The organism is Rathayibacter sp. AY1B4, from assembly GCF_002932815.1.
Taxonomy (GTDB): domain Bacteria; phylum Actinomycetota; class Actinomycetes; order Actinomycetales; family Microbacteriaceae; genus Rathayibacter.
The window spans coordinates 1-25,707 of the sequence record NZ_PSWN01000015.1; the positions used below are offsets into that span (position 1 = coordinate 1).

The window sequence follows — 25,707 nt, forward strand, 5'->3', positions numbered from 1 at the left end:
GGTGGGGGTGGCGCGGTGGGGGGTGGTGGGGCGGGGGGGGCGGGCGCGCTGGCGGCGGGGAGGGGGTGGGGGCGGCGCTCATTGCGGACTCCTTCGGCAGCGGTCCGACCATCCTAGAGCCCCGGTGGAGCGCTCTCTCGCCCCGGAACGCGGGATATCGCGCCCCGGACGACCGCGAGGCGCCGCCTCCCCGTCCGGACACCGCAGCGAGGGCGGTGTCCGGACGGCGGAGGCGGCGCCTCGGAGGGGAGGAGCGGAGCGCAGGACGCGGTCCGTCGGCGCTTCCCGATCAGGCTCGGTGGGCGCCGTGCCCGTCGCGCGGAGGAGCGGTGCGGATCGAGTCCGTCCGGACGTCCGGCTCGATGCTGCCCGCGGCCAGGTCGGCCCCGGCGCGCGCGGCCAGCTGCGGGTCCGTGCGACGCAGCTCCTCCGCGCTGTCCTCGGCCGCGAGGTCGTGCGCCTCCTGCATGGCCGACTTCGCGCGCAGCGGCGGGGTCTTGAGGAACCACGAGAGCACGAAGGCCAGCAGGACCACGCCCAGCGCGACCTGGAACACGGTCACGGTCGCGTCGTTGAACCCGGTCAGGAACGGGGCCGACAGGGCGCGGTCCGCGGTGTTCAGGAACGACGTGTCCCCGTCGAGCGCGGAGCCGATCGCGGCGGTGTCCTGCGACTGCAGCAGCTTCAGGATCCCGGCGTTGGCCGGGTCCGCGGCCACGGCGGGGTCGGTGGCGGCCCGCTGCAGATCCGCCGCGAGCGCCGGGTTCTTGAAGGCCGCGGCGATGGTGTCGGGGATGCGGCTGAACAGCACCGAGAAGATCACGGCGGTGCCCAGGGTGCCGCCGATCTGGCGGAAGAACGTGGAGGCGCTTGTCGCGACTCCCATGTTCGCCACGTCGACCGAGTTCTGCGAGGCCAGGGTGAGGGTCTGCATCATCTGCCCGAGCCCGAGGCCCAGCATCAGCATCCCGCCCATCATGAAGATCACCGGCTTGTCGATCGTCACGAAGGTGAAGTAGAAGAACGCGGCCGACATCAGGAAGGTGCCGACGATCGGGAAGGCGCGGTAGCGGCCCGTGCGCGAGATGATCTGACCCGAGACGATCGAGGCGATCATCAGGCCGAGGATCATCGGCAGCATCAGGAAGCCGGACTCGGTCGGCGTGGCGCCGTTCACCAGCTGCAGATACAGCGGGATCGCCATCATGCCGCCGAACATGCCGAAGCCGACGAGGACGCCCAGCACGGTCGCCATCGAGAAGGTCGGCGAGCGGAAGAGCTTGAGGGGGATGAGCGCGTCGTCGCCCATCATCCGCTCGGCTGCGATGAAGCCGATGACGCCCAGTGCGCCGACGATGTAGCAGACCCATGCGATCGGCGAGCCCCAGCCCCACTCGCGGCCCTGCTCGGCGATCAGCAGCAGCGGTCCCGCGGCGATGACGACGAGGGAGGCGCCCCACCAGTCGATCCGCACCGAGCGCTTGCCGGCGGGCTTGGGCAGGTGGAGGAACCGCACGACGATGAAGAGCGCGACGGCGCCGATCGGGAGGTTGATCAGGAAGACCCAGCGCCAGCCGGTGATGAAGAGGATCTCGGGGGTGCCGGCGAGCAGGCCGCCGATGAGCGGTCCGACGACGCTGGAGATCCCGAAGACGGCCAGGAAGTAGCCCTGGTACTTGGCGCGCTCGCGCGGGGGCAGGATGTCGCCCATCACCGTGAGCGCGAGCGACATGAGCCCGCCGGCGCCGAGGCCCTGCACGGCGCGGAAGCCCGCGAGGCCGAGCATCGAGGTCGAGAAGCCGGCGAGCGTCGAGCCGATCAGGAACAGCACGATCGCGATCAGGTAGAGCGGGCGGCGTCCGAAGATGTCGGAGAGCTTGCCGTAGATCGGCGTCGCGATCGTCGAGACGATCAGGTAGGCGGTGGTCACCCACGCCTGCTGCGAGAGGCCGTCGAGGTCGTCCGCGATGGTGCGCATCGAGGTGCCGACGATGGTCTGATCGAGCGAGGAGAGGAACATCCCCGCCATCAGGCCGAAGATGACGAACAGGATCTGCCGGTGCGACATCACGGCGCCGGACGGCGTCGAGGTCGGAGCGGATGGAGCGGAGGCGGAGTCGGCCACGGTGGTCCCCTTGTCTGGCGGACGCGTCCAGGCACGGCGATCCGCCGCAAACGTTGCGTGCTGCGCAAAGTTACACCGCGTGCGGAGAGCGCGACAGAGCGTCCGGCGAGCCTGAACGGGATCTCAGGGCCGCCGTGCCGAGGCCGTGCGTCAGGCCGGAGCGGGGACCGCCTCGTCCGCCCAGCCGGCTTCACGGAGCGCCGCGCGGGCCTCGGCTCGGGCCGAGTACGGCGTGCGCACGCCGAGGATGTCGCGGTAGTTCTGGTGCCCGGGGCCGGCCCAGAGGATGGCGTCGCCCTCGTGCGCCAGGGAGACGGCGACGCGGATGGCGCGCTTGGGGTCGTCGACCTCGTGGATCTCGGCGTCCGGACGTGCGGCGCGGGCGGCCTCGACGAGGGTGCGCCGGATCGAGGCCGGATCCTCGAAGCGCGGGTGGTGGTCGGTCACGACCAGCACGTCGCTGCCCAGGACGGCGGCTTCGGCCATCGCCGGGCGCTTGAGCGCGTCCCGGTCGCCGTCGGCGCCGAACACCATGATCACGCGGCCCGGAGTGATCTCGCGGACGGCCTCCAGGGTGCGGGCGAAGGCGTCGGCGCTGTGGCCGAAGTCGACGTACACCGTGGGGCCGCGGTCGCCCGAGACGCGCTCGGTGCGGCCGGGGAGGGAGGCGTCCACTCCGCCGTCCCGGTGCAGCGCGGCGCGGATCTCGCCGATCGGCCGACCGGACTCGATCAGCATCACGATCGCCAGTCCGGCGTTCGCGGCCATGTGGGTGCCGATGATCGGGACGGAGGTCGTGATGGCACGGCCCTCGCGGTTGCCGATCCGGAAACGGGTGCGGCCGAACTCCTGCTCGAGCACCGTCACGGTCCAGTCGGCGTCGACGCCCGGGAGGGAGGTGATCGTGGTGACCGGCACGCCGGCGACCTCGACGAGGCGCGCGCCCGCGGGGGAGTCGAGCGAGACGACGGTCCGGCGCGCGCGATCGGGCTGGAACAGCTGGGCCTTCTCGCCGAAGTAGGTGTCCATGTCGCCGTAGTCGTCGAGGTGGTCGTGGCTGAGGTTCGTGAAGCCGGCGACGTCGAAGACCACGCCGTCGACGCGGTGGCGGGTGAGCGCCTGGGCGCTGACCTCGATCGCGGCCGCGCCGACGCCCTCCTCCTCCATGCGGGCGACGAGCGCGTGCAGCTCCGTCGCCTCCGGGGTGGTCAGGCCGCTGGTCACCGAGGTGTCGCCGATGTGACGCTCAGCGGTCGAGCTGAGGCCGGGCACGACGCCGAGCTGGCGGAGGATCCCCTCGAGCATGTGGACGGTCGACGTCTTGCCGTTGGTGCCGGTCACGCCGAGCAGCACGGGGGAGCGCTCGGCCGTCCCGTAGACGGCGGCGGCGACGGCGCCCAGGCGGGAGCGGGGGTCGTCGACCACGAGGACGGGCAGACCGGTCGCGCGCGCGGCGTCGGCGCCCGCGGTGTCGGTCAGCACGGCGGAGGCGCCGCGGGCCACGGCCTGCTCGACGAACTCGGCCCCGTGGCAATTGACCCCGGGCAGGGCGACGAAGAGGTCGCCGGGCTCGACGTCGGAGGCGATCAGCGTCACTCCGCTGATCTCGGCCGTCAGGCCGCCCTCGTCGCCGATCTCGAGCGTCCGAGCGAGGGCGGCGAGAGGGACGGAGGGTGCGGTGAGGGGTCGGAGCATGGGGTCCTTCCATCGACGGCTCCGTGGGGGGCCGTGCGGCCGAGGGGGCGGTCGCACGCGGAGTCGTGGCTGTCACTCAAGCTAGGGGGTCTGCTTATGTGAATCCTTAGAGGATATGCGCGACCCGCGTGGAGGGGCACGGGTGGACAGAACCGATCGCCGGTGCTTCAGCAGATGCGCAGGAACGGGTCTGTCTAGGCTCGGAGGATGACGTCGAACGAGAACGAGCCGACCGATGGGCGCCCCGTCCGCCGCCGAGCCCTGGTCATCGGGGGTGTGGCCGCCGCGGCGGGCCTGACCGCGCTGGGGGTCGGAGCCGCCATCGGGAACGGAGCGCCGGCGCCCTCGCCGACCCCCTCGACGGCGCCGCCCGCTCCGTCGCCCTCCGCCGCCGCGACCACGTCGGCGCCCACAGCGGAGCCGACCGCCACTCCGACTCCCACACCCACTCCCACCGCCTCCGGGATCGACCTCACCGCGCAGTCCGTCGACGACCCGGCGAGCACCTGGGTCGTCGTCAACAAGCTGCGGACGCTCGCGCCGGTCGACTACGTCCCCGCCGACCTGACCTTCCCCGACGTGCCCTACGTCAACCGGCAGCCGATGCGCCAGGCGACCGCGGACGCCCTCGTCCCGCTCTTCGCCGCAGCCCGCTCCGAGGCCGGCCTCTCGCTGGCGGTGCAGAGCGCCTACCGCTCCTACGACACCCAGGTCAGCGTCTACGCGGGCTGGGTGTCCTCGCGCGGGCAGGCGGGAGCGGATGCGACGAGTGCGCGCCCGGGGCACAGCGAGCACCAGACCGGCTGGGCGGTCGACGTGGTGGGAGCGTCGGGCGCGTGCGCGCTCGAGATCTGCTGGGGCGACACTCCGGAGGGGCAGTGGGTCGGCGCCAACGCCCATCGCTTCGGCTTCCTCGTGCGCTACAAGCCCGACACCACTCCGATCACGGGGTACGAGTCGGAGCCGTACCACCTACGGTACGTCGGGACTCAGCTCTCCGGGTACCTGCACGACTCCGGCATCGAGACGCTCGAGCGCGCCTTCGGCCTTCCGGATGCGCCCGATTACGCACCGGGGACCACTTCCTAGGCGGTCTAGCGATCACAGACGGACACGATCGGGCGTGACACGCGCCGCTCGTTACCGTACTGTTATTCGGAGCGCTTTCGGAGGCCCGTCTGACGGGTCTCCCACCCCCGCCTGGTGACATAGCCGCTTCCCCTGCTCCCGAGCCCGGTCCCCCGCCGAGCCGCCGACCCGTGAGACCTCTCTGTGCCCCCTCGCTCCACCCGCTCCACCCTGCCCGCCGACCGCCCCGCGACCCCCGCGCCGACCCCCGGCGCTCCGCTGACCCGCCGCGAGGCCCGCGAGCGCGAGGGCCGCATCCGGCCCGCCGCACCCGCCGCCGCCCCCGCGCGGCCCTCGGCTCCCGCCCCGGTGCACCCCGCTCCGGAGGGATCGTTCTCGTCCCGCCGCGACCGCCGCGAAGCGGAGGGGCACCGGCTCCGCACCGCGCCCGCCCGCCGCGGGGCCTCCTTCTTCCGCCCGTCCCCGCGCACGCTGGCGCTTGCCGTCTCCGGCGGGCTCGTCGTCGTGGCCGTCGCGTCGAGCCTGAGCCTCACCGTCGGCACGGGCTCCTCGGCCGAGTCGGCCACCGCGACGCCGTCCGCTGCTCCGACCTCGACCAGCGTCGCCGTGCTCCCCGCGACCACCGCCTCCGCCCGGGTCGTCCTCAGCTCCGTCTCCACCACCTCCGGCACCGTCGCCGGCGGCACGAGCGTGACGCTCGAGGGATCGAACCTGGACTCGGTCGCCACCGTGCGCTTCGGCGAGGCCGAGGGCAGCGTCGCGGTCGACAACCCCGACCAGATCACGGTCACCGCCCCTCCGGCCGACGGAGAGGCAGCGGGCGAGGTCCCGGTCGCCTTCTTCGACGCCGACGGTCAGGCCATCACGTTCGACGCGGTCACCGACTCCGCCGCGGCGGTCACCGTCGACGGGACCCCGGCCGACACGGTGCAGCCGGCCGTCGACACGTCGGGCTCCGCTGAGGGCACGACGGCCGAGGCCTCGACCGACCTCGCCGCCCCGACCGCGGCCGCCACTCCCAGCTTCGCCGCGACCGGCGTGCTCGCCAGCACGAAGGTCGTCGCCTCGGCGATCACCTTCGCCTACACGCCCGACCCGGCGATCGAGGCCGCGAAGGCCCAGGCCGCGCTGGACGCGAGCCGCCTGGCCTCGCAGCTCGACTACCTCTCCACCTACTGGAACGACTACAACTCGGCCCAGTACGGCGTGATCTCGGGCAACGACTGCGTCAATTTCACCTCGCAGTCGCTGATCGCCCGCGGCTGGGAGATGGACGGCGAGTGGAGCTACTCCTCCTCCGGCGGGTACAGCTCCGCCTGGGCGTCGTCGACAGCGTTCAACGCCTACCTCGCCGCGCACCCGGAGCGCGCGACCGCGATCCCCGACTCCGAGCGGAGCCGGGTGAAGCCGGGCGACATCGTCCAGTTCGACTGGGACGGCTCGGGCGACTGGGACCACACGGGCGTCGTGACCAGCGTCGACGGCGACAGGATCCTCTACTCCTCGCACACCGCCGACAACCACGACCAGAGCATCGACGCGGCCTCCGCCGGCCGGATCATGTTCTGGGGCGTCTGACGCTCGACGCACCCGCTCCACGCACGACGACGGGGCCGCCACCGCTGATGCGGTGACGGCCCCGTCGAGGTTCCGGTCAGATCACTTCTTGAAGACGTCCTTGACGTCCTCGCCGACCTTCTTGGTGTGGGCCTTGGTCTGGTCGGCCTGGCCCTCGGCCTCGAGGCGCTCGTTGTCCGTCAGCTTGCCGACGGCCTCCTTGGCCTTGCCGACCAGGTTCTCGGCTGCGTTGCGGATCTTGTCGTCTGCACCCATGAGGGGCTCCTTCTGTTCGGTGTGACCATCCGCCGGCGGGTGCCGGGGAAGCTGCGGGACCGGAGTCAGGCGACCCGGTCCTCCTTGGAGAAGCCGGCCCGGGCGCTCGAGGCGACCTCGAGCAGGACCGGCAGGCGGGCGCCGAGCAGGGCGTCGAGCGCGTCGACCTCCTGGTGCACGGCGTCGACCACGGTGCGGGGCGAGACGCCGCCGCGGGGGAGGACGCGCACCTTCAGCGCCGTCTCGGAGCCGTGGCGGTAGGCCGCGACCGTGACGTCGAGGAGCTCCGTCCGCCCGGCGAGAGCCGTCTCGAGGACGTCCTCCGCGAAGCCGGTCGCGATCTCGATCCCTCCGGCGGGCGCGCCCTCGGCCTCGACGCGTAGGACGGTGCCGGTGCGGCCGTGACCGTGGGCGAAGGCCATCACCAGCGCGAGGACGATGCCGAGGAGGCAGATTCCGACGACGGCGTAGAGCGGCCACAGGACGGCGGCATCGCTCCAAGCGGTGCCCTCCTCGGGGGAGAGGCGCGAGACCAGGGCCGCGCCCTCGCCGTCGGCGAAGGAGAGGACGGAGTCGCGGACCGGCTGCGAGACGGCGATCAGGACGGCTCCGGCGCTGACCAGCGCGAGCACGAGGCCCACGACGAGCAGGACGAGCCGGTTGACGAAGCGGTTGCTCGTGGTCATCAGATCCTCCCGGAGGTCGAGACGCGGACGGTGGAGCGCGGGGCGGGCTTCGCGCCGATGCGGGCGAGCTCCTCGTCGACGGCGCTCTGCACGGCGTCGCGGTCGACCGCGATGCCGGAGGCGGGGGTCACCTCGACCAGTGCGGTGCGCCGGCCGAGCGAGGCGCGGGTGTCCTCGCGGCGGGAGTGGGCGGCCGTGCGGGCTGCACGGGCCAGGGAGGAGGCGATCACGCCGTCGTCCACGACCACGGCGAGGCGGTCGTCGTCCACGGTGTGGCGGGCCCGGGCCCCGGGCGCCAGTGCGAGCACCAGCAGGACCAGGGCGAGGACGCCCGTGCCGACGGCCACGCCGATGAGGGCGGGGTTCGCCAGCGACGCGACTCCGACGATCGCGCCCAGCAGGGCGGACGGTGCGGCGAGCAGGGGCGTGGCGCCGAGGATCGCGAGCACCGCCTCCGTGCCGACGTAGGCCGCGACCAGGGCGATGAGCACCAGGACGACGATCTGCGCGGCGGAGCGGGACTTGTGGGTCTCGCGACGGAGGTAGCGGCTGTAGCGGGTGTCGGGCGCCGACGGTGCGGGGCTCATGCGACTCTCCTCGTGCTTCGGGTGCGGGTGCCCGTGACCCGGATGTCGATCCGGCTGACGGTGCGCCCGGTCAGCGCCTCCATGCGGGTGGCGATGCGGGTGCGATCGCCGTGCAGGCGCTCGAGCAGGGAGCCGCCGGCCAGGGCGGTGCCCGGCTCGACCACGACCGGCGCGGTTACCGCGAGGGCGAGGCCGCCCCGGTCATCGGAGAGGCGGACGCGGATCGCGGAGACCTCCACGCCCAGCTCCTCGTGGACGATCGCCACGGCGGCGCGCTCGATGGAGCGGACGGTGATGGTGACGGTGCCCGCCACCGGCGATGCGGGACGCGTGTCGAGAGCGGTCACGGTGGGCTCCTAGCGGGAGGTGGTGCGGCCGCGGAACACGTCCACGAGGCTGCGCACGTCGAGGGTGCCGTCGGCGATGCGGGCGATAACGACGCCGAGGGCCATGAAGAGGGCGGTGAGGACGAAGCCCCAGAATCCGAACATCAGGGCCGCGAAGGCGAGGATCGCGCCGACCACGACACCGAGGACGGTGCTGCGGCCGCCGGGGGCGGTGGGCGCGGGGCGCTGGAAGTCGCTCATCGGACGCGGCTCTCGGTGGCCTCGTCGTCCTTGTCGTCGCCGGGGATGTGCACGTCGACGACGGCGACGTTGATCTCGGAGACGGCCATGCCGACGAGCTCGGTGATGGCCTCGGAGACGGCGGCGCGGACGGAGTCGGCGACCTTCTGCATCGGCACGGGGTACTCGACGACGATGGTCACGTCGGCCGCGACCTGGGTCTCGCCGACCTCGACGCTCACGCCCTGGGCGTGGTCGGCGCCGCCGACGGCCTGGCGGATCGCGCCGAAGGCACGGGCGGCGTTGTTGCCGAGGGCGAAGACGCCGGGCACCTGGCGGGCCGCGATGCCGGCGACCTTGGCCACGACGCTGTCGTCGATGACCGTGGTGCCCTGGGCGGTGCCGGAGGTCCGGGAGCCGCCGAGGCTCGTCACCGTGTCGACGGAGCTCTTGTCGACGCGGGTGGTGGAGGGGGTGCGCGTGGTGTCGCTCATGAGGTCTCCTGGACGTCTCATCGGCTGCCGTTGCTGAGCAGACCGGGGTCGAAGGCCCGGCGGGAATCCGGTCGGGCTGTGCTTTCATGAGTGAGACGGAGCCCGGACGGCGTTCGTCACGGTGCTCGGTGGACTTTTTCCTGAGCGTCACCTGTAAGGCGGCCCGAGGCCGCAGGAGCGGAGAGGGAGGAGGCGCCGTGCCCGGACTGGAAGCGGCGAGCGACGCGCTGCTCGCCGAGCGCTCCGCCGAGGGCGACGTGCGCGCCTTCGAGGTGCTCGTCAAGCGGCACCAGTCGATCCTCCGCGCCTACGCCTGGCGGCTCACGGGCTCGCAGGCCGATGCCTCCGACGCCGTGCAGAACGCGCTGATCACGGTCTGGGCGCAGCTCCCGCAGCTCAAGGAGCCGGCGAGCGTGCGCAGCTGGATGATGCGGATCGTCAGCCGCTCCAGCGTCGATCTGCTGCGCCAGCGCCGCCCGACCGACGACGTCGACGCCGTGGAGCATCCCCCGGCCCGAGAGCCCGGCCCGTTCGAGGCCGCCGAGCAGAGCGACGCCATGCGGGCTCTCGCGCACGCCCTGTCCGAGCTGCCGGAGTCGCAGCGGCAGTGCTGGGTGCTGCGCGAGGTCGGCGGGGAGTCGTACAACGAGATCGCCGATCACCTCGGTCTCACGGTGACCGCCGTGCGGGGCAAGCTCGCCCGCGCGCGCGAGTCGCTGGTCGTGGCGATGGAGGACTGGCGATGAGGGAGCAGACGCGATGAACGCGGACCAGGGTCCCGGCGACGGGCCGGAGCGCGCGGGGGAGCACGACGTCGTGCTGCCGCCCGCGCTCGAGCAGGAGGCGGACGCGACGGAGCAGGAGGGCGACGGCATCGGCATCGACGAGCTGAGCGACTACCTCGACCGCGGGCGCACTCCGTACGACCCCGCCATCGAGGAGTCGCCGGAGCACCGGCGCACTCTGCGCGCCCTCGAGCGCGTGCGCGCCCTCTCCGGCGCGCTCATCGACGACGACGCCGCACGCCTGCCCGCGCCGGAGGAGAGCTGGTTCGGCTCGATCCTCACCCAGGTGCGCCGCGAGTCGCGGGCCGGACGCGACATCCCGCTGGCGAGCGTCCAGCCCGACGTGGCGCTCACGATCACCGAGGGGGCGGTCCGCGGACTCGTGCGCGAGGCGGGCGACAGCGTCGCCGGCGTGCTGGTCGGCCGCTGCCGCCTGGTCGGCGACATCGCCGAGCCGGGCGCGGAGGTCGTGGTGGAGCTGACGATCTCGGTCTTCTGGGGGGTGCCGATCGCCGAGGCGGCCCAGCAGGTGCGCGAGCGCGTGCACTCGCGGCTGCTGACCCAGACCGAGCTGCGGGTGTCGAGGATCGACGTCCGCGTGGAGGACGTCTACGTCCCCGGGACGGAGGAGTCGTGAGCGGCCTCGAGGCGGCGGCCCCGGTCGATCCGGTGTCCGCGCTCGCTGCGGAGCTGCGCGCCCTGGACGGTGTCGCGACCCTGATGCCGGCCAGGCCCGAGATGCGCGACGTGCTCGCGCATGCGGCGACGGCGCTGAGCGCGACCGGGATCGTGGTCGAGCCGCTGGGCACCGCGAGCGGCGGCACGTTCGCCGATCCGGTCCTGGTCCGCGTCGCGGGGGACGAGGTGTCCGTGGCCGTCGACCTCTGCGTGACCGCGGAGGCGTCCGCGCCGGACGTGGCGCGCGCGATCGGAGCCGCGGTGCGCGAGTGGTGCGTCCGGGTGCATCCGGAGCTGCGGCCGCGGGTGACCGTCCGGGTCGCCGCGATCGACTAGCCGGATCGGGGAGCGGGCGCGGCTGTCCGCAGGCCGCGACGCCTCGCCGCGAGGAGCGGAGCCGGGCCGGGCGGTCCCGTGCTTCTCTCCTCCGGAGTGCACCCTGCCGACCGGAGCGACGGTGCTGCGGGCCGCCCGAGGTCGGTGTCCGCTCCGTCCTCGCTGAGGAGCTTCCCGCTCAGGCGCGCTCGGCGAGGAACGCGTCCGTCTCGGCCGCCGTCGGCGCGGACACCGCCGCTCCAGCGCGGGTGACCGAGATCGCCGCGGCCGCGCTCGCCCAGCGGGTGAGGGCGACCAGCTGCTCCGGATCGTCGAGCCGTGCTCCCGTGGCGGCGAGCCGGGCCGAGAAGGCGCCGCAGAAGGTGTCGCCCGCGCCGGTGGTGTCCACGGCCTCCACCCGGAAGGCCGGGGTGCGCACCGGCCTGCGGTCGCGGACCGCCACGACGACGCCGTCGGAGCCGAGGGTGACCAGCACGAGCGGCACCAGCGCGGTGAGGGCAGCGGCGAGCGCGTCGTCGTCGGCGGCGGTGATGCCGCGATCGGCGGCGAGCTCGCGGGCCTCGTGCTCGTTGACGATCAGCACGTCGAGCACCGCCAGGAGCTCCTCCGGCAGCGGTCCGATCGGGGCGGCGTTCAGGATCGACACCGTGCCGCCGGCGCGCGCGGCGCGGGCCGCCTCCGTCACCGTCGCTGTCGGGATCTCGAGCTGGAGGAGCAGGGCGTCGGCCGCCACCACCAGGGCCGACTCCTCGGCGGTCAACCCGACCAGGGCGGCGTTCGCTCCGGAGTCGACGACGATCGCGTTCTCCCCGCGCTCGTCCACGGTGATCTGCGCGGTGCCGGTGCGGACGTCGCCGCGGCGGGCGCGCAGCTCCAGCGGCTCCTCGCCGAGGACCGCGGCGAGCCGGTCTCCCGCCGAGTCGCGTCCGAGGCTCGTGACGAAGACGGTGCCGGGCTCGGTCCGTGCGGCCGCGACGGCCTGGTTGAGGCCCTTGCCGCCCGGGAAGGTGCTCGCGTCGAGGGCGAGCACCGTCTCTCCGGGAGCGGGGATGCGGGCGACCCGGTGGACGTGGTCGAGGTTGGCGCTTCCGAGCACGAGGAGGGGCATGCCCTCGACGTTAGAGCACGCGCAAGGGGGTCCGCCGCGGGCTCGGCCGCACCTACGGTGGAGGCATGGAAACTCGAATCCTCGGACGCACCGGCGCCCCCGTCTCCGTCGTCGGCCTCGGAACCTGGCAGCTCGGTGCCGACTGGGGGGACGTCGCCGAGACCGACGCCCTCGCCGTGCTCGACGCCGCAGTGGAGTCGGGGGTGACCCTCTTCGACACCGCCGACGTCTACGGCGACGGCCGCAGCGAGCGGACGATCGGCGCCTACCGCGCGGCGCACCCCGACGCGCAGGTCTTCGTCGCCACCAAGATGGGCCGTCGCGCGGAGCAGATCCCCGGCAACTACGTGCTCGACAACTTCCGCATCTGGACCGACCGCTCGCGCGCCAATCTCGGCGTCGACACTCTCGATCTGGTGCAGCTGCACTGCCCGCCCACCTCCGTCTACTCCGACGACGCCGTCTACGACGCCCTCGACACCCTCGTCGCCGAGGGCGCGATCGCCGCCTACGGCGTCTCGGTCGAGCGCACGGAGGAGGCGCTGACCGCCATCGCCCGCCCGAACGTCGCGAGCGTCCAGATCATCCTGAACGCGTTCCGCCTCAAGCCGCTCGACGAGGTGCTGCCCGCCGCTCGCGAGGCCGGCGTCGGCATCCTCGCGCGCGTCCCGCTCGCCTCGGGCCTGCTCAGCGGCCGCTACACGACCGAGACCGTGTTCGCGCCGGAGGACCACCGCAGCTACAACCGCGACGGCTCCGCCTTCGACGTCGGCGAGACCTTCTCGGGCGTCGACTTCGCGACCGGCGTGGAGGCCGCGCAGGAGTTCTCCCGCCTCGCCGACGACCACGGCCTCGCCCCCGCGGCGGCCGCGCTCGCCTGGATCATCCAGCAGGAGGGCGTCACCTCGGTGATCCCCGGCGCCCGCTCGCCCGAGCAGGCCCGCGCCAACGCGGCCGCCGCCTCCGCCGCGCCCCTCGGCCCCGCCTTCATGGAGGCCGTGAACGCCCTCTACGACACCCACTTCCGCCCCACCGTCCACCCGCGCTGGTAGCCGGCCCTTTCCTCACCGCCGCTGAGTCGCCCGAAGGCTCGTTCTCCTGGTCGGGAACGAGCCTTCTCGGGCGACTGAGCGCAGCGCCTAGGAGTTCAGCGCCGCGTCCACGATCGTGCGCGCCTCGGCCTGGACCTCGTGCAGGTGGTCGAGGCCGCGGAAGCTCTCGGCGTAGATCTTGTAGACGTCCTCGGTGCCGGAGGGGCGCGCGGCGAACCAGGCGTCCTCGGTGACGACCTTGACGCCTCCGACGGCCGCGCCGTTGCCGGGCGCCTTCGAGAGCTTCGCGGTGATCTCGGACCCGGCGAGGGTCGTCGCCGCGATCGCGTCGCCGTCCAGCTTGCCGAGGGCCGCCTTCTGCGCCTTCGTCGCCACCGCGTCCACGCGCTCGTAGACCGGGTCGCCGAAGCGCTCGGTCAGCTCGCGGTAGAGCGCCGACGGGCTCTTCCCGGTGACCGCCACGATCTCGGAGGCGAGCAGCGCGAGGAGGATGCCGTCCTTGTCGGTGGTCCAGACGGTGCCGTCGAAGCGGAGGAACGAGGCGCCCGCGGACTCCTCGCCCCCGAAGCCGACCGAGCCGTCGACCAGCCCGGGGACGAACCACTTGAAGCCCACCGGGACCTCCCAGAGGCGCCGGCCCAGCGACTCCGCGACCCGGTCGATGATCGAGGAGGAGACCAGCGTCTTGCCGATCGCCGCGTCCTCGCGCCAGCCGGTGCGGTGGCGGTAGAGGTAGTCGATCGCGACGGCCAGGTAGTGGTTGGGGTTCATCAGCCCGCCGTCGGGGGTGACGATGCCGTGCCGGTCCGCGTCGGCGTCGTTGCCGGTGAGGATGTCGAAGTCGCCGGCGCGCGCGACCACCGAGGCCATCGCGCTGGGGGAGGACGGGTCCATCCGGATCTTGCCGTCCCAGTCGAGGGTCATGAAGCCCCAGGCCGGGTCGACCTCCCCGTTCACCACGGTCAGGTCGAGGCCGTGCATCTCGGCGATCAGCTGCCAGTAGTGCACGGAGGCGCCGCCGAGGGGGTCGGCCCCGATCCGCACACCGGCCTTCCGGATCGCGTCGAGGTCGATGATGTTCGCCAGGTCCGCGACGTAGTGCGTGCGGTAGTCGTACGTCTCGACCGCGGAGGGCTCGGCCGAGGTCACGCCGCGGTTGCCGTCGGCGATGAGCTCGTTGGCCCGGTCGGCGATCCAGGTCGTCGCGTCGGAGTCGGCGGGGCCGCCGTGCGGCGGGTTGTACTTGAAGCCGCCGTCGCGGGGCGGGTTGTGCGAGGGGGTCACCACGATGCCGTCGGCCCGGTCGGTGTGCGCGGGGTCGTTGTTGTAGCGGAGGATCGCGTGGCTGAGCGCCGGGGTCGGCACGAAGTCGTCGAACTCGTCCACGAGCACGCGGACCTGGTTGCCCACCAGGACCTCGAGGGCGGTGGTGAGGGCCGGGCGGGAGAGCCCGTGCGTGTCGGCGCCGATGAACAGCGGGCCGGTGATGCCCTGCTCCGTCCGGTACTCGACGATAGCCTGGGTGACGGCGGCGATGTGGTCCTCGTTGAAGGCCGTGTCGAACGAGGATCCGCGGTGGCCCGAGGTGCCGAACACCACCTTCTGAGCCGGGTCGGAGACGTCCGGCTTCTTCTCGTAGTACGCCCTCACGAGGGCCTCGACGTCGATGAGATCGGAGGCCTGTGCCGGCTTCCCTGCGCGATCGGTCATGCGGTCCATAGTGGCAGTCCGGCCCCCTCCAGGGGTACCGCGGCTGGCTAGGCTTGCGCCATGCCCGACAGCGCCCCCGAGACCCGTGCCTACAGCTATCTCGGGCCCAGCGGCACGTTCACGGAGGCGGCCCTCGCGCAGGTCCCGGAGGCGCGCGGACAGCTGTGGCGCAGCGTCGCGAACGTGGGGGAGGCGCTGAGCGATCTGGTCACCGGCCGCAGCGACGGCGCGGTGATCGCGATCGAGAACTCGGTCGAGGGCGGAGTGACGGCCGCGCAGGACGCGCTGGCGCGGATCCCGGGGCTGCGCATCGTCGGCGAGTACCTGGTGCCGGTGTCGTTCATCCTGGTCGGCCGCCCGGGGACGAGCCTCGAGGAGGTGCGCACCGTCGCCGCGCACCCCGTCGCCTACGGGCAGTGCCGGGTGTGGCTCGACCGTGAGATCCCCAGCCACGAGCACCTGCCGGCCTCCAGCAACGTCCAGGCCACCGTCGACCTGCTGGGCGGATCGCCCGCGGACGCGGCCATCGCCCCTCCCGGGATCGTCGCCCACCACGACGTCGCGGTGCTGGCGGAGCGGATCGGCGACAACCCGAACGCCGTCACGCGCTTCGTGCACGTCTCGCGCTCGCACGCGCTGCCCGAGCCGACCGGCGCCGACAAGACCAGCGTGATCGCCGAGCTCCCGGCCGACCAGCCGGGCGCCCTGCTCGACATGCTCGAGCAGTTCGCGACCCGCGGGGTGAACCTGAGCATGATCCAGTCGCGGCCGATCGGCGATGCCCTCGGCCGGTACCGGTTCGTCATCGACCTCGACGGGCACGTCCAGGACGAGCGGGTCGCCGACGCGCTGATGGGGCTGCGGCGCTTCAGCCCGAAGGTGATCTTCCTCGGCTCGTATCCGCGCGCTGACCGCCGCCCGGTCACCTCCGTGCGACGCTACGACGACGAGGTGTTCCTCGAGGCCCGCGACTGGCTGCGCGGGATCCTCTCCCACGAGCCGGTGGTCGACGATGACCGGGGACGACGATGACGGGTCGCGACGATGGCTGACGACGACGACGAACGGGTAGACCCGCGCTACGACCCGGCCTTCCAGCGCGGGTTCTCGGGACCGGTGGAGCGTCTGAGGGGCGACGAGCGGGCGTTCGCCAGGCCCGGCACGGGTGCCGCCCCCGGCGCTCCCGCCGCCACGTCCGGAGCCGCCGCTCGTCCCGCGCTCCCGGAGTCGCGCGTGGTCCGCCCCGGCTCCTCGTCCGTGCCGGGACCGCGCCGCATCATGGCCCTGCCCGACATCGCCGGAGCCGCCGAGGGCCGGCGGTCGCACCGCCTCGGCGCCGAGACCGCGCCCGCACCCCTGCCGGAGCCGGCCGCCGCCCCCGCTCCCGCAGCTCCCGCCGAGCCCGTGCGCGAGGCGCCCCTGCTGCGGAACCCGTGGCTCCTCGTGCTCCTGCTCGCCGGCCTCGCGGGGACCCTGATCGGCCTCGCGCTCCTCTACACCGGCTACTCCTCGCCGCCTCCGCCCTACTACGGCGACTCCGACGTGCCCTCGCCCGCGTGGATCCAGCGGCAGCTCCTCTACTACTCCTGCATCCCCCTGCTGGGCTGCCTGCCGGCGTCGCTGCTGCTGGCGGTCGGAGTGGCCGCGCTGCGGTGGCGCGGCGTCGTCGTGCGGCCCCGCGCCGAGGAGCCGCGCGAGTCCGCGCAGCTCCTCGAGGCCGAGGCTCAGACTCCGGACGCGCCGAAGAGCAGGCCGAGGAGGTAGGTCACCAGGGCCGCGCCGTAGCCGATCCCGAGCTGGCGCAGCGCCCGGGCCAGCGGCGGGGCGCCCGAGAGCAGCCCGACGACCGCGCCGGTGGCGAGCAGGGCGATGCCCACGAGCACGCAGGCGACGACCACCGCGGCGAGCCCCGTCAGGCCGAGCAGGTAGGGCAGCACCGGGATGATCGCGCCCGAGGCGAAGAAGCAGAAGCTCGACAGCGCCGCGCCCATGCCCGTGCCGATCGACTCGTGCTCGTCGACGTCGGGGTCTCCTGCGGGGCCACCCAGCGTGATCGGCGAGGTGACGGCGCCGCCGCGCAGGCCCGTGAAGACGGAGGCGGCACGCGCGTCGGCCTGCTCCTGGGTCATCCCGCGAGCACGGTAGACCAGGGCGAGCTCGTTCGCGTCGACGTCCAGGTCGGGGACGATGCGGTTCGCGTCGAGGTCCGGGCTGGAGGCCGAGAGCAGCTCGCGCTGCGAGCGCACCGAGACGAACTCGCCCGCGCCCATCGAGAGGGCGCCGGCGAGCAGGCCCGCGATGCCCGTGAACAGGACGACGCCCGTCCCGACTCCGCTCGCTCCCACTCCGAGCACGAGGGCGAGGTTCGAGACCAGGCCGTCGTTCGCTCCGAAGACCGCCGCGCGGAACGTCCCGGAGAGGCGGTTCCGGCCGCGCTCGGCGAGCCCGCGGACGACCTCGCCGTGGATCCGCTCGTCGGCGGCCATCGCCTCGGTGGCATCGTCGTCGTCGGCGTAGGGGGAGCGGGCCTCGGCGCGCTGGATCAGGGCGAGGACGAACACGGAGCCGAAGCGGCGGGTGAGGAAGCCGAGGAAGCGCGTGCGGAGGTCCGGGCGGGGCGCGGGCTCCGCCGCGGAGCCGAGCAGCTCCCGCCAGTGCTCCTCGTGGCGGCCCTCGGCCACGGCGAGCGCGAGCAGGATCTCCCGCTCCTCGCCGGAGCGGCGGCCGGCCAGGTCGCGGTACACGGAGGCCTCGGCGAGCTCGTCGGCGAGGTAGCGGCGCCAGCGGCGCACCTGTGCGGGACTGGGGGTGGGGGCGGTGGTCGCCATGCGATCTCCTGGCTCAGGTCCGCCGACCCGCGCGAGAGGACCGGTCAGGACGTGCGTCGACTGACCGAAGGTCTCGTTCGCCCCGGCCGGAGCCGGGGTGGAGCGCCGGGCCCGGATCGTCCCGGACCAGCATGTCGACGCGCCTCGTCGTCCGCTCGGCGGACGGTGGGAACTACTCCCCTTCGCGGGGACCACCGTAGCCGAGATCGGAGGGGAACGCCCGGCCGATCCGTGGGCCGCCGGGCGGACGTCCGCCCGGCCCGGGGCCGGAGCGGCGTCGAGGACGCTCGCGCCGGGTCAGAGCGAGGCGGTCGCCCGGGCGGCGCGGCGGGCCTGGCGCTCGTGCTCGGCGTCCAGGAGCGTGCGCGTGGCGGGGACCGCCAGGAACTCGACCAGGGTGTCCGTCTCCTCGACGATGCGCTCGGCGCGGTCGAGCGGGTCGGTGCGCAGGAGGCGGCGGGCGGCGGACGCGACGTGCGCCGGCTTCGCGGCCAGGGCGCGCACGCGCTCGTCGACGCGGCCGGCGAGGTCGGCGCGCGGCACGACCTCGGTCACGAGCTGCCACTCCAGCGCCTCGGCCGCGCGGACCGGGCGGCCCGACAGCACGAAGTCCAGGGCGCGGCGGCGGCCGACGACGCGGGGGAGCGCGGCGGTGACTCCGACGTCCGGGACGAGCCCGACGTCGCCGTACGCGCTGAGGAAGAGGGCGGCGGGAGTCGCGATCACGATGTCGGCGGCCAGAGCGAAGGCGATGCCGGCGCCGGCGACCATGCCGTCGATCGCGCAGACGACGACGGCGCGGCTGTCCTCGAGCAGGCGGATCACCTGGGCGGTCGTGGTCGCGACGTCGCGCAGGTAGTGGTCCGGGTGCTCGGACCCCATGATCGCCGAGATGTCGCCGCCCGTGCAGAACGCGCGGCCGGCCGCGGCGATCACGATGACGGAGCAGCCGGCGTCGGCGTCGAGATCGGCGACGGCGCTCAGCAGCAGTCGCGCGGTGCCGAGATCTATCGCGTTGAGGGCGTCGGGGCGGTTGAGGGTGATCCGGGCGACGGAGCCGTCGCGCTCGAGGACGACGCCGGGGGTCGCGTCGATGAGGGGGGTGGCGTGCATGGGAGAGCCTTCAGGGGAGCAGGGGTGTCGAACGCGGGGGGACGTTCTCGGGGGATGACTCAGATTCGCAGCCGTCCGCGCGATCGGATGCCTCCTCGCGGCCGATGCTCAGCCGGCCCCGGGGGTACGCGCGGGCGGCGGCCCGTCCCGGCCCTCCTCTACACTGCTGGGGTGATTGATCCCGTACTTCTGCGCGAGAACCCGGACGTCCTGAAGCGCTCGCAGGAGGCGCGCGGCGACTCCGTCGAGCTGGTCGACGAGGCGCTCGAGGCCGACCGCGTGCGCCGTGCGGCGATCACCGAGGCGGAGCGGCTCCGGGCCGAGCAGAACGCCTTCGGCAAGACCGTCGCCAAGGCTCCGAAGGACGAGAAGGCGGCCCTCGTCGCCGAGGCCCAGCGCCTCGCCGCCGCCGCCAAGCAGGCCCAGCAGGAGGCGTCCGAGGCCGACGACGCCTTCACCGTGCTGGTGAAGCGCATCGCCAACCCGATCATCGAGGGCGTCCCCGCGGGCGGCGAGGAGTCGTTCGAGCTCGTCAGGACGGTCGGCGAGCGCCCCGTCTTCGACTTCGCCCCGCGCGACCACCTCGAGCTCGGCGAGCTGCTGGACGGCATCGACATGCAGCGCGGCGCGAAGGTCAGCGGCGCGCGCTTCTACTTCCTCAAGGGCCTGGTCGCCCGCCTCGAGATCGCGCTGATGAACCTGGGCCTCGAGAAGGCGCTCGCCGCCGGCTTCACCCCGCTGATCACGCCGACCCTCGTGCGCCCCGAGATCATGGACGGCACCGGCTTCCTCGGCGAGCACGACGACGAGGTGTACCGCCTCCGCGACGACGACCTCTACCTCACCGGCACCAGCGAGGTCGCCCTCGCCGGCTACCACGCCGACGAGATCCTCGACCTCTCCGGCGGCGCGAAGCGCTACGCGGGCTGGAGTACCTGCTACCGCCGCGAGGCGGGCTCGGGCGGACGGGACACCCGCGGCATCATCCGCGTGCACCAGTTCAGCAAGCTCGAGATGTTCGTCTACACCCTCCCCGAGGACGCCGAGGCGGAGCACGCGCGCCTGCTCTCGTACCAGGAGGACGTCCTGCAGAGCCTCGGCCTGCACTACCGCGTCATCGACACGGCGGCCGGCGACCTCGGCCAGAGCGCGGCGCGCAAGTTCGACGTGGAGGCGTGGGTCCCCACACAGGAGACCTACCGCGAGCTGACCTCGACCTCGAACTGCACCACGTTCCAGGCCCGCCGCCTCGACACCCGCTACCGCACCGAGTCGGGGAGGACGGCTCCGGTCGCCACCCTCAACGGCACGCTCGCGACCACTCGCTGGATCGTCGCCCTCCTCGAGACCCACCAGCGGGCGGACGGCTCGGTGCTCGTCCCCGAGGCGCTGCGGCCCCACCTCGGCGGCCTCGAGGTGCTCGAGCCTGTCGCATGAGCGCGGCCCGCGCCTCCGGCCGCCGCCTCGTCGCCCTCGACATCGACGGCACCGTCATGCACGAGGACGGCACCATCACCCGCGCGGTGACGGACGCGATCACCCGCGTGGCCGCCCAGGGCGACGAGGTGATGCTCGCCACCGGGCGCTCGCCCTCCTCCACCCTGCCCGTCGTCGAGCGCCTCGGGATCTCGCCCGAGTACGTGATCTGCTGCAACGGAGCGGTCACGCTCCGCCGCGACGCGTCCGGTGCGTACGTCCCCGAGACGGTCGAGACCTTCGACCCGACGGAGGTCCTCGAGACCATCCGCCGCTCCCTCCCCGACGCGCACTACGCCGTCGAGGACGCGGACGGCGCCTTCTTCTACACCGAGGCGTTCCCGGGCGGTGCCGTGATGGGTGCCGAGACGACCCACGTCCCCTTCGAGGAGCTGCTCGGCCGGCTGTGCACCCGCGTCGTCGTGATCTCGCCCGAAACCGGCATCGAGGAGTTCACCTCGCTGGTCGAGGAGATGGGCCTGCACCAGGTCAGCTACGCCATCGGCTGGACCGCCTGGCTCGACATCGCCCCGCACGGCGTCAACAAGTCCACCGCGCTCGAGGTCGTCCGCGAGGAGCTGGGCATCGAGCGGAGCGACGTGGTCGCGCTGGGCGACGGCCGCAACGACATCGAGATGCTCACCTGGGCCGCCGCCGAGGGCGCAGGGCTCGCGATGGGGCAGGCGCCCGACGAGGTGCGGGCCGTGGCCTCCGCCGTGATCCCCTCGGTCCACCAGGACGGCGTGGCGATCGCGCTCTCGGCGCTGCGCTGACCACGGTCCCGCGCGCTCGGCGGTTACTATCGGATGTCGCTCCTGCGGGAGCGGCCGGGAGGGCTGTCCGAGCGGCCGATGGAGCCAGTCTTGAAAACTGGTGGGCGGAAACGTCTCGTGGGTTCGAATCCCACGCCCTCCGCCACGCCGTCCGCCGCGCCGTCCGCCGCGGAGTCCCGTTCTTCGCGTCGCTTCCCGCCGGCGCCTTCCGACGCCCGTCCTGGCGCGCGACGACGGAGGCCTGCCCGCTCTCCTTCGGAACGCGCCAGCCCTCTGTATAGGATTGCGCGACGCCCGGGATCGACGCCCGGCCCTCACCTCCGCACCACTGACGCCTCGACACCGGGAGACGGATGCGCCGCACGGGCCCTTCGACACAGACTCGCGACACTCCGCGCACGCCGCGCCCCTTCGTGCGGCACGGCCGCCAGAAGCGGCACACCCTCGCGCGGACCCTGGTGAAGGGAGCCGCCCTCGTGGGCGGTGTCGGCGTGGTCGCCTCGGTGTCGGTGGTCGCGATCGCGGCGACGCTGATCGTCCAGTCCGTGCAGCCCTCGGTCGACCTGCACCCGGGCGCGGCCGGCTCCAGCGTCGAGGCCGGAGGCGCCCCGGAGATCGGCGCACTGGAGGGCGGCTTCAACGTCCTCGTCGTCGGCAGCGACTCGCGGAAGGGCCAGGGCGACGCCTACGGCGACCCCGATGAGGAGACGAGCGTCCTCAACGACGTCAACATGCTGATGCACGTCTCGGCCGACCACAGCAACGCGACGGTCGTGAGCTTCCCCCGCGACATGTACGTCGACATCCCGGAGTGCGTGAACGCCGCCACGGGTGAGACGATCCCCGCCCGGTACGACACCAAGATCAACGAGGCGATGGGCAGCGACGTCAGCCTCGGCTGCGTGGCAGGGGTCGTCGAGGACCTCATGGGCGTCCGGGTCGACTACGGCGCGGTCGTGCAGTTCAACGGCGTGATCGAGATGTCGAACGCGGTCGGCGGAGTCGACGTCTGCGTCGCGACCGAGATCGCGGACCCCTACACGAACACCTACCTCGAGCCGGGCGTGCACTCGCTCGAGGGCATGGCGGCGCTGCAGTTCCTCCGCAGCCGCCACGGCATCGGCGACGGCAGCGACCTGACCCGCATCAGCAACCAGCAGGTCTTCCTCTCGGCGCTCGTGCGCCGGATCAAGAGCGCGGACACCCTCCTCAACCCGGTCGCGCTCTACGGTCTCGCGAAGGCGGCGCTCGGCAACATGACGCTCTCGACCGGTCTCGACAACGTGAACACGATGGTCCAGATGGGACTCGCGCTGAAGGACGTCGACCTCGCGGACGTCGTCTTCGCGCAGTACCCGACCGGGGCGACTCCGAGCGGAGTGGAGCCGGACCGCGCCGCGGGCGACGTCCTGGCGAGCGCCCTGCAGACCGATCAGCCGATCGCCATCACCGGCGGCACGGGCGCCGGCGCGACCGTGGAGGGCGAGGCGGCGGCCCCGGCCGACACCGCCGCTCCGTCGGGCCCGGCGACCGCGGATCCGCTGGCGACGGCCGAGGCGGCACCCGGCACTCCTGCAGCGACTCCCGAGGACGGATCCAAGGTTGCCCTGCCAGAATCGGTCACCGGCCAGAGCGCCGACCAGCAGACCTGCTCGGTCGGCTTCTTCGGCTGAGCCGAGGGCGGGCGGCACCACGGGTGCTCTCCACCTCGCGCGCTGACTCCGGGACGACACGCGTCCCGCAGCCGAGAGAGAGTACGACCCGATGAGCGAACGCGCGTCCACCCGGACCACAGCAGCACGGCACGGCCGCCTGCGCCGCCCGAGCGGCGTGCGCTTCGCCGCGCGGATCCTCGCGGCCTGCGTGGGTGTCGGCGTGCTCAGCGCGGTCTGCATCGTGGCGATCGCCGCCTCGCTGATCGCCGGGAGCGCGCGTCCGTCCGTCGACCTAGGGATCGACTCGGGCGGAGGCGACGTGCCCGAGATCGGGGCGATCGAGGGCGGCGTCAACATCCTGCTCGCCGGCAGCGACAGCGCCGACGGATCGGCCGCCGGGGCCTACGGCGAGCGTGCCGAGAACCTCAACGACGTCACGATGCTCATGCACATCTCGGCCGACCACTCGACCGTGGAGGTCGTCAGCTTCCCCCGCGACCTCTACGTCCCGATCCCCTCCTGCACCGACCCGGCCACCGGCGCCGTCTCGGACGCGGTGGACTCGGCGAAGATCAACACCTCGCTCGAGGCCGGCGGGCTGGCGTGCACCGTGCAGACGGTCGAGCAGCTGACCGGGCTCGAGATCCCCTACGCGGCGCTCATCCAGTTCGAGGGCGTCATCGAGATGTCGAACGCGGTCGGCGGAGTGGACGTCTGCGTCGCCACCCCGATCCAGGACGAGTACACGGGGCTGAACCTCGACGCGGGCACGCACACGCTCGTCGGCGCCGAGGCGCTGGCGTTCCTCCGCACCCGGCACGGCGTCGGCGACGGCAGCGACCTCACCCGCATCTCGAGCCAGCAGGTGTACCTCTCATCGCTGGTGCGCAAGGTGAAGAGCGCGTCGACGCTCTCGAACCCGGTGAACCTCTACGGCCTCGCGAAGGCGGCCGTCTCGAACATGCAGCTCTCGACCTCGCTCGAGAACGTGAACACCCTCGTGTCGATCGGCCTCGCGGTGAAGGACGTCGACCTCGCGAACGTGGTCTTCGTGCAGTACCCGACCTTCATCGACGGCAACGGCGTGTACCCGAGCGAGGACGCGGCGTCCGCGCTGAACGCGGCTCTCCTCGCCGACCAGCCGATCGCGTTGAGCGGCACCACCGGCGGCGGCTCGCAGTCGACGGGGGAGGAGCCCGGGGCGACCAACGCTCCGGCGGCCACGGAGTCGCCGGCCACCGACGCCCCCGCGACCGACGCCCCCGCGACGAGCGCACCCGACGGGCCGGTCACCCTCCCGAGCGACGTCTCCGGGCAGACCGCGCAGCAGGAGACCTGCACCATCGGCCGGCCCCTGTCGGACCAGTAGGCGGCTTCTCGCCTTCCCGCGGAGGGGCGGGCGCCCGTGTCGCGAGGCCCTCGCGGGTGCGGTTATGATGGTCGTCGTGCGTCCGCCAGCGGGCGCTCGGGAGTCGTCGCATAGTCCGGTCGAGTGCACCACCCTGCTAAGGTGGAGAACCCTTTATTGGGTTCCGTGGGTTCAAATCCCACCGACTCCGCATCGTCCGAAGGCCCCGCTCAGGCGGGGCCTTCGTCGTTCCCGGCGGTGCCTGTGCCTGCCGCAGTACCGGCGTCTCCCGGCGGTGCCGGTGTCGCCGCAGTGCCGGGGTCTCGCGGTGCCGGAGCCTCGCGGCCGGCGCTCCGCCGCTCGCGCGCGGCGTCGGCGGCCGATGCGACCCGGCGCCCCGGCCGCCCGGGATCCGCCGCCGATCCGCCGGGCGGGTGCGCTCCCGGAGCGGCTACCCTGATCGGATGCCCAGCCCGATCCTCGACGCCCTGTCCGCCCCTCCCGCGCGGAGGGACGTCGCCTCGATCCGCGGTGCTCTCGCCGAGGTCGCGATCAGCGACTCGGTGCGCGTCCTCGTCCGCTCCCCGCGCTACGGCCTCTACGGGATCGAGGGGGTCGTCCGGCAGGCCGTCGGCGGCGAGCTCGTCGTCGCGGACGTCTTCCTCGGCACGGGGACCGAGATCCAGAGCATCGCCCTGGCTCCGGACGCTGACGAGGTCGGCGGGGAGCGCTCGGCCGAGGGACTCGAGCACGGGGATCCGGTGCGCGTGGCGTTCTCGACTCCGGCGCTCGGGTCGTTCACGATCACGGGCCCGCTGACGGCCGGCGGCCGCGACGGGTTCCTCCTCGTCGGCAGCTGGATCGTCGCGGACGGCGGCGAGCCAGGCCGCCACGTCGACCGCATCGAGCGCCTGACGGACGTCGGCGTGCACGAGAAGCACGTCCCCGGGCGCCGCTCCGCGGTCGAGGAGTAGCCCCTCAGCTCTGGCAGTGCGGGCACCAGTAGGTGACCCGCAGCTGCAGCTCGTCGTCGCCGAGCTCACCGCGCTCGATCGGAGTGCCGCAGCGCCGGCACGGCTTGCGGTCGCGGCCGTAGACCCAGAGCTGCTGGCCCGGGCGCAGGTTGCCGGTCGTCGTGCGCTCGATCCGCTCGCGGTTCACGGTGATGAGCCGCTTCGCGAGCGCGATTGTGCGCACGAGGTCGCCGCTCCCGCCGACCGGGCGCGTGGGCAGCACGCCGCGCAGGAAGCACAGCTCGGCGCGGTAGACGTTGCCGAGTCCGGCCATGATCCGCTGGTCGAGCAGCGCGAGCCCGATCGGCCGCTCCGGATCGGCGGACAGGCGTCGCAGCGCCTCGTCCGCGTCCCAGTCGGCGCCGAGCAGATCGGGGCCGAGATAGCCGACCACGTCCTCCTCGGCCGAGCGCGGGACGATCTCGAGGAGCCCGAGCTCGAAGCCGACCGCCTGCCAGTCTTCGGTCTCGAGGACGATCCGGGCCTGGAACGCCGGCCGGTGCCACTTCGGCCGCTCGCCCTCGCCGCGGGCGTAGAGGTGCCAGCTCCCCTCCATCTTGAGGTGGGAGTGGATCAGCGCGTCGCCGACCCGCATCAGCAGGTGCTTGCCGCGGGGGACGACCTCGTCGATCGTCTCGCCGGTGAGGTCGACCGTCGCGTACTTCGGCACGCGGACGTCGCACCGGGTCAGGACCTCGCCGTCCAGCGCCTCGGCGAGGTTGTGGGCGGATCGGTAGACGGTGTCACCCTCGGGCAC

The 25,707-nt window shown here is 73.2% G+C and carries 26 protein-coding genes and 2 tRNA genes; 15 read left to right on the forward strand and 13 right to left on the reverse strand.

All coding sequences use genetic code 11. The features are described 5' to 3' along the window. Window positions 1-289: 289 nt before the first annotated feature. Window positions 290-2,068, reverse strand: coding sequence for an MDR family MFS transporter (locus tag C5D66_RS10900; protein WP_104226227.1), 1,779 nt, complete (start codon window positions 2,066-2,068; stop codon window positions 290-292). A 207-nt stretch (window positions 2,069-2,275) separates the two neighbouring features. Beyond that, entirely contained in the window at window positions 2,276-3,820 is a 1,545-nt protein-coding gene (locus C5D66_RS10905; RefSeq protein ID WP_104256680.1) for a Mur ligase family protein, read from the reverse strand. A 207-nt stretch (window positions 3,821-4,027) separates the two neighbouring features. Between C5D66_RS10905 and C5D66_RS10910 the strand changes: the two genes are divergently transcribed. Continuing rightward, window positions 4,028-4,909: a D-alanyl-D-alanine carboxypeptidase family protein gene (locus C5D66_RS10910; RefSeq protein WP_104256681.1), complete on the forward strand. Its 882-nt coding sequence runs from the start codon at window positions 4,028-4,030 to the stop codon at window positions 4,907-4,909. Between the two features lie 183 nt (window positions 4,910-5,092). Next, window positions 5,093-6,487, forward strand: coding sequence for an amidase domain-containing protein (locus C5D66_RS10915; RefSeq protein ID WP_104326907.1), 1,395 nt, complete (start codon window positions 5,093-5,095; stop codon window positions 6,485-6,487). Between the two features lie 81 nt (window positions 6,488-6,568). On the opposite strand, the gene C5D66_RS10920 is transcribed toward C5D66_RS10915, so the two are convergent. The 6 genes from C5D66_RS10920 to C5D66_RS10945 form a co-directional block, all read right to left on the reverse strand. Beyond that, window positions 6,569-6,742: a CsbD family protein gene (locus C5D66_RS10920; RefSeq protein ID WP_104226788.1), complete on the reverse strand. Its 174-nt coding sequence runs from the start codon at window positions 6,740-6,742 to the stop codon at window positions 6,569-6,571. A gap of 65 nt (window positions 6,743-6,807) precedes the next feature. Next, window positions 6,808-7,428, reverse strand: a complete 621-nt coding sequence (locus tag C5D66_RS10925; protein ID WP_104274366.1) for a hypothetical protein — start codon at window positions 7,426-7,428, stop codon at window positions 6,808-6,810. Continuing rightward, complete coding sequence (locus C5D66_RS10930) at window positions 7,428-8,015, reverse strand: DUF6286 domain-containing protein (RefSeq protein ID WP_104274367.1); 588 nt, start codon at window positions 8,013-8,015, stop codon at window positions 7,428-7,430. Before C5D66_RS10930 ends, C5D66_RS10925 begins: the two co-directional genes overlap by 1 nt. Then, window positions 8,012-8,362, reverse strand: coding sequence for a hypothetical protein (locus tag C5D66_RS10935; RefSeq protein ID WP_104274368.1), 351 nt, complete (start codon window positions 8,360-8,362; stop codon window positions 8,012-8,014). The genes C5D66_RS10930 and C5D66_RS10935 overlap by 4 nt, the downstream gene beginning before the upstream one ends. A gap of 9 nt (window positions 8,363-8,371) precedes the next feature. After that, on the reverse strand, window positions 8,372-8,602 hold the full coding sequence (locus C5D66_RS10940) for a DUF2273 domain-containing protein (RefSeq protein ID WP_104224954.1): 231 nt from the start codon (window positions 8,600-8,602) through the stop codon (window positions 8,372-8,374). After that, entirely contained in the window at window positions 8,599-9,075 is a 477-nt protein-coding gene (locus C5D66_RS10945; RefSeq protein ID WP_104255677.1) for an Asp23/Gls24 family envelope stress response protein, read from the reverse strand. The genes C5D66_RS10940 and C5D66_RS10945 overlap by 4 nt, the downstream gene beginning before the upstream one ends. A gap of 197 nt (window positions 9,076-9,272) precedes the next feature. Between C5D66_RS10945 and C5D66_RS10950 the strand changes: the two genes are divergently transcribed. The 3 genes from C5D66_RS10950 to C5D66_RS10960 are packed head-to-tail and all read left to right on the forward strand — an operon-like array spanning window position 9,273 to window position 10,874. Next, window positions 9,273-9,821 carry an RNA polymerase sigma factor gene (locus tag C5D66_RS10950; protein ID WP_104224956.1) on the forward strand — a complete coding sequence of 183 codons (549 nt, stop codon included), beginning with the start codon at window positions 9,273-9,275 and terminating at the stop codon, window positions 9,819-9,821. Between the two features lie 13 nt (window positions 9,822-9,834). Then, window positions 9,835-10,497 (forward strand): Asp23/Gls24 family envelope stress response protein, encoded by a 663-nt coding sequence (locus C5D66_RS10955; RefSeq protein ID WP_104233947.1) that lies wholly within the window; start codon window positions 9,835-9,837, stop codon window positions 10,495-10,497. Further along, window positions 10,494-10,874 (forward strand): hypothetical protein, encoded by a 381-nt coding sequence (locus C5D66_RS10960; protein WP_104274369.1) that lies wholly within the window; start codon window positions 10,494-10,496, stop codon window positions 10,872-10,874. Before C5D66_RS10955 ends, C5D66_RS10960 begins: the two co-directional genes overlap by 4 nt. A gap of 178 nt (window positions 10,875-11,052) precedes the next feature. Here C5D66_RS10960 and C5D66_RS10965 read toward each other — a convergent pair whose 3' ends face one another. Next, window positions 11,053-11,982 carry a ribokinase gene (locus C5D66_RS10965; RefSeq protein ID WP_104255679.1) on the reverse strand — a complete coding sequence of 310 codons (930 nt, stop codon included), beginning with the start codon at window positions 11,980-11,982 and terminating at the stop codon, window positions 11,053-11,055. A 65-nt stretch (window positions 11,983-12,047) separates the two neighbouring features. Between C5D66_RS10965 and C5D66_RS10970 the strand changes: the two genes are divergently transcribed. Further along, window positions 12,048-13,034, forward strand: coding sequence for an aldo/keto reductase (locus C5D66_RS10970; RefSeq protein ID WP_104274370.1), 987 nt, complete (start codon window positions 12,048-12,050; stop codon window positions 13,032-13,034). A gap of 87 nt (window positions 13,035-13,121) precedes the next feature. On the opposite strand, the gene pgm is transcribed toward C5D66_RS10970, so the two are convergent. Continuing rightward, window positions 13,122-14,744, reverse strand: coding sequence for a phosphoglucomutase (alpha-D-glucose-1,6-bisphosphate-dependent) (gene pgm, locus C5D66_RS10975; protein WP_104226793.1), 1,623 nt, complete (start codon window positions 14,742-14,744; stop codon window positions 13,122-13,124). Between the two features lie 60 nt (window positions 14,745-14,804). Between pgm and pheA the strand changes: the two genes are divergently transcribed. Together pheA and C5D66_RS10985 are read left to right on the forward strand one after the other, a co-directional pair. After that, complete coding sequence (gene pheA / locus C5D66_RS10980) at window positions 14,805-15,776, forward strand: prephenate dehydratase (RefSeq protein WP_104255680.1); 972 nt, start codon at window positions 14,805-14,807, stop codon at window positions 15,774-15,776. A gap of 12 nt (window positions 15,777-15,788) precedes the next feature. Further along, a complete protein-coding gene (locus tag C5D66_RS10985; RefSeq protein ID WP_104274371.1) occupies window positions 15,789-16,508 on the forward strand; it encodes a hypothetical protein in 720 nt (239 codons plus the stop codon). Here C5D66_RS10985 and C5D66_RS10990 read toward each other — a convergent pair. Together C5D66_RS10990 and C5D66_RS10995 are read right to left on the reverse strand one after the other, a co-directional pair. Then, on the reverse strand, window positions 16,469-17,572 hold the full coding sequence (locus C5D66_RS10990; RefSeq protein WP_104224963.1) for a VIT1/CCC1 family protein: 1,104 nt from the start codon (window positions 17,570-17,572) through the stop codon (window positions 16,469-16,471). The two genes, C5D66_RS10985 and C5D66_RS10990, sit on opposite strands and share 40 nt — an antisense overlap. Before the next feature lie 297 nt (window positions 17,573-17,869). Next, on the reverse strand, window positions 17,870-18,685 hold the full coding sequence (locus C5D66_RS10995) for an enoyl-CoA hydratase/isomerase family protein (protein WP_104274372.1): 816 nt from the start codon (window positions 18,683-18,685) through the stop codon (window positions 17,870-17,872). A gap of 171 nt (window positions 18,686-18,856) precedes the next feature. Between C5D66_RS10995 and serS the strand changes: the two genes are divergently transcribed. From serS to C5D66_RS11030, 7 genes are all read left to right on the forward strand, one after another. Continuing rightward, window positions 18,857-20,122, forward strand: a complete 1,266-nt coding sequence (gene serS, locus C5D66_RS11000; protein WP_104233941.1) for a serine--tRNA ligase — start codon at window positions 18,857-18,859, stop codon at window positions 20,120-20,122. Then, window positions 20,119-20,934: an HAD family hydrolase gene (locus tag C5D66_RS11005; RefSeq protein ID WP_104274373.1), complete on the forward strand. Its 816-nt coding sequence runs from the start codon at window positions 20,119-20,121 to the stop codon at window positions 20,932-20,934. Before serS ends, C5D66_RS11005 begins: the two co-directional genes overlap by 4 nt. Before the next feature lie 57 nt (window positions 20,935-20,991). Next, window positions 20,992-21,079: transfer RNA gene (locus C5D66_RS11010), tRNA-Ser, on the forward strand. Window positions 21,080-21,392: 313 nt separating this feature from the next. Then, window positions 21,393-22,607, forward strand: a complete 1,215-nt coding sequence (locus C5D66_RS11015; RefSeq protein WP_258059448.1) for an LCP family protein — start codon at window positions 21,393-21,395, stop codon at window positions 22,605-22,607. Between the two features lie 91 nt (window positions 22,608-22,698). Beyond that, on the forward strand, window positions 22,699-23,958 hold the full coding sequence (locus tag C5D66_RS11020) for an LCP family protein (RefSeq protein WP_104274374.1): 1,260 nt from the start codon (window positions 22,699-22,701) through the stop codon (window positions 23,956-23,958). A gap of 99 nt (window positions 23,959-24,057) precedes the next feature. After that, window positions 24,058-24,148, forward strand: a tRNA-Ser gene (locus C5D66_RS11025). A 253-nt stretch (window positions 24,149-24,401) separates the two neighbouring features. After that, window positions 24,402-24,911 carry a hypothetical protein gene (locus C5D66_RS11030; RefSeq protein WP_104274375.1) on the forward strand — a complete coding sequence of 170 codons (510 nt, stop codon included), beginning with the start codon at window positions 24,402-24,404 and terminating at the stop codon, window positions 24,909-24,911. Window positions 24,912-24,915: 4 nt separating this feature from the next. Here C5D66_RS11030 and C5D66_RS11035 read toward each other — a convergent pair whose 3' ends face one another. Then, complete coding sequence (locus C5D66_RS11035; RefSeq protein WP_104226773.1) at window positions 24,916-25,707, reverse strand: DNA-formamidopyrimidine glycosylase family protein; 792 nt, start codon at window positions 25,705-25,707, stop codon at window positions 24,916-24,918.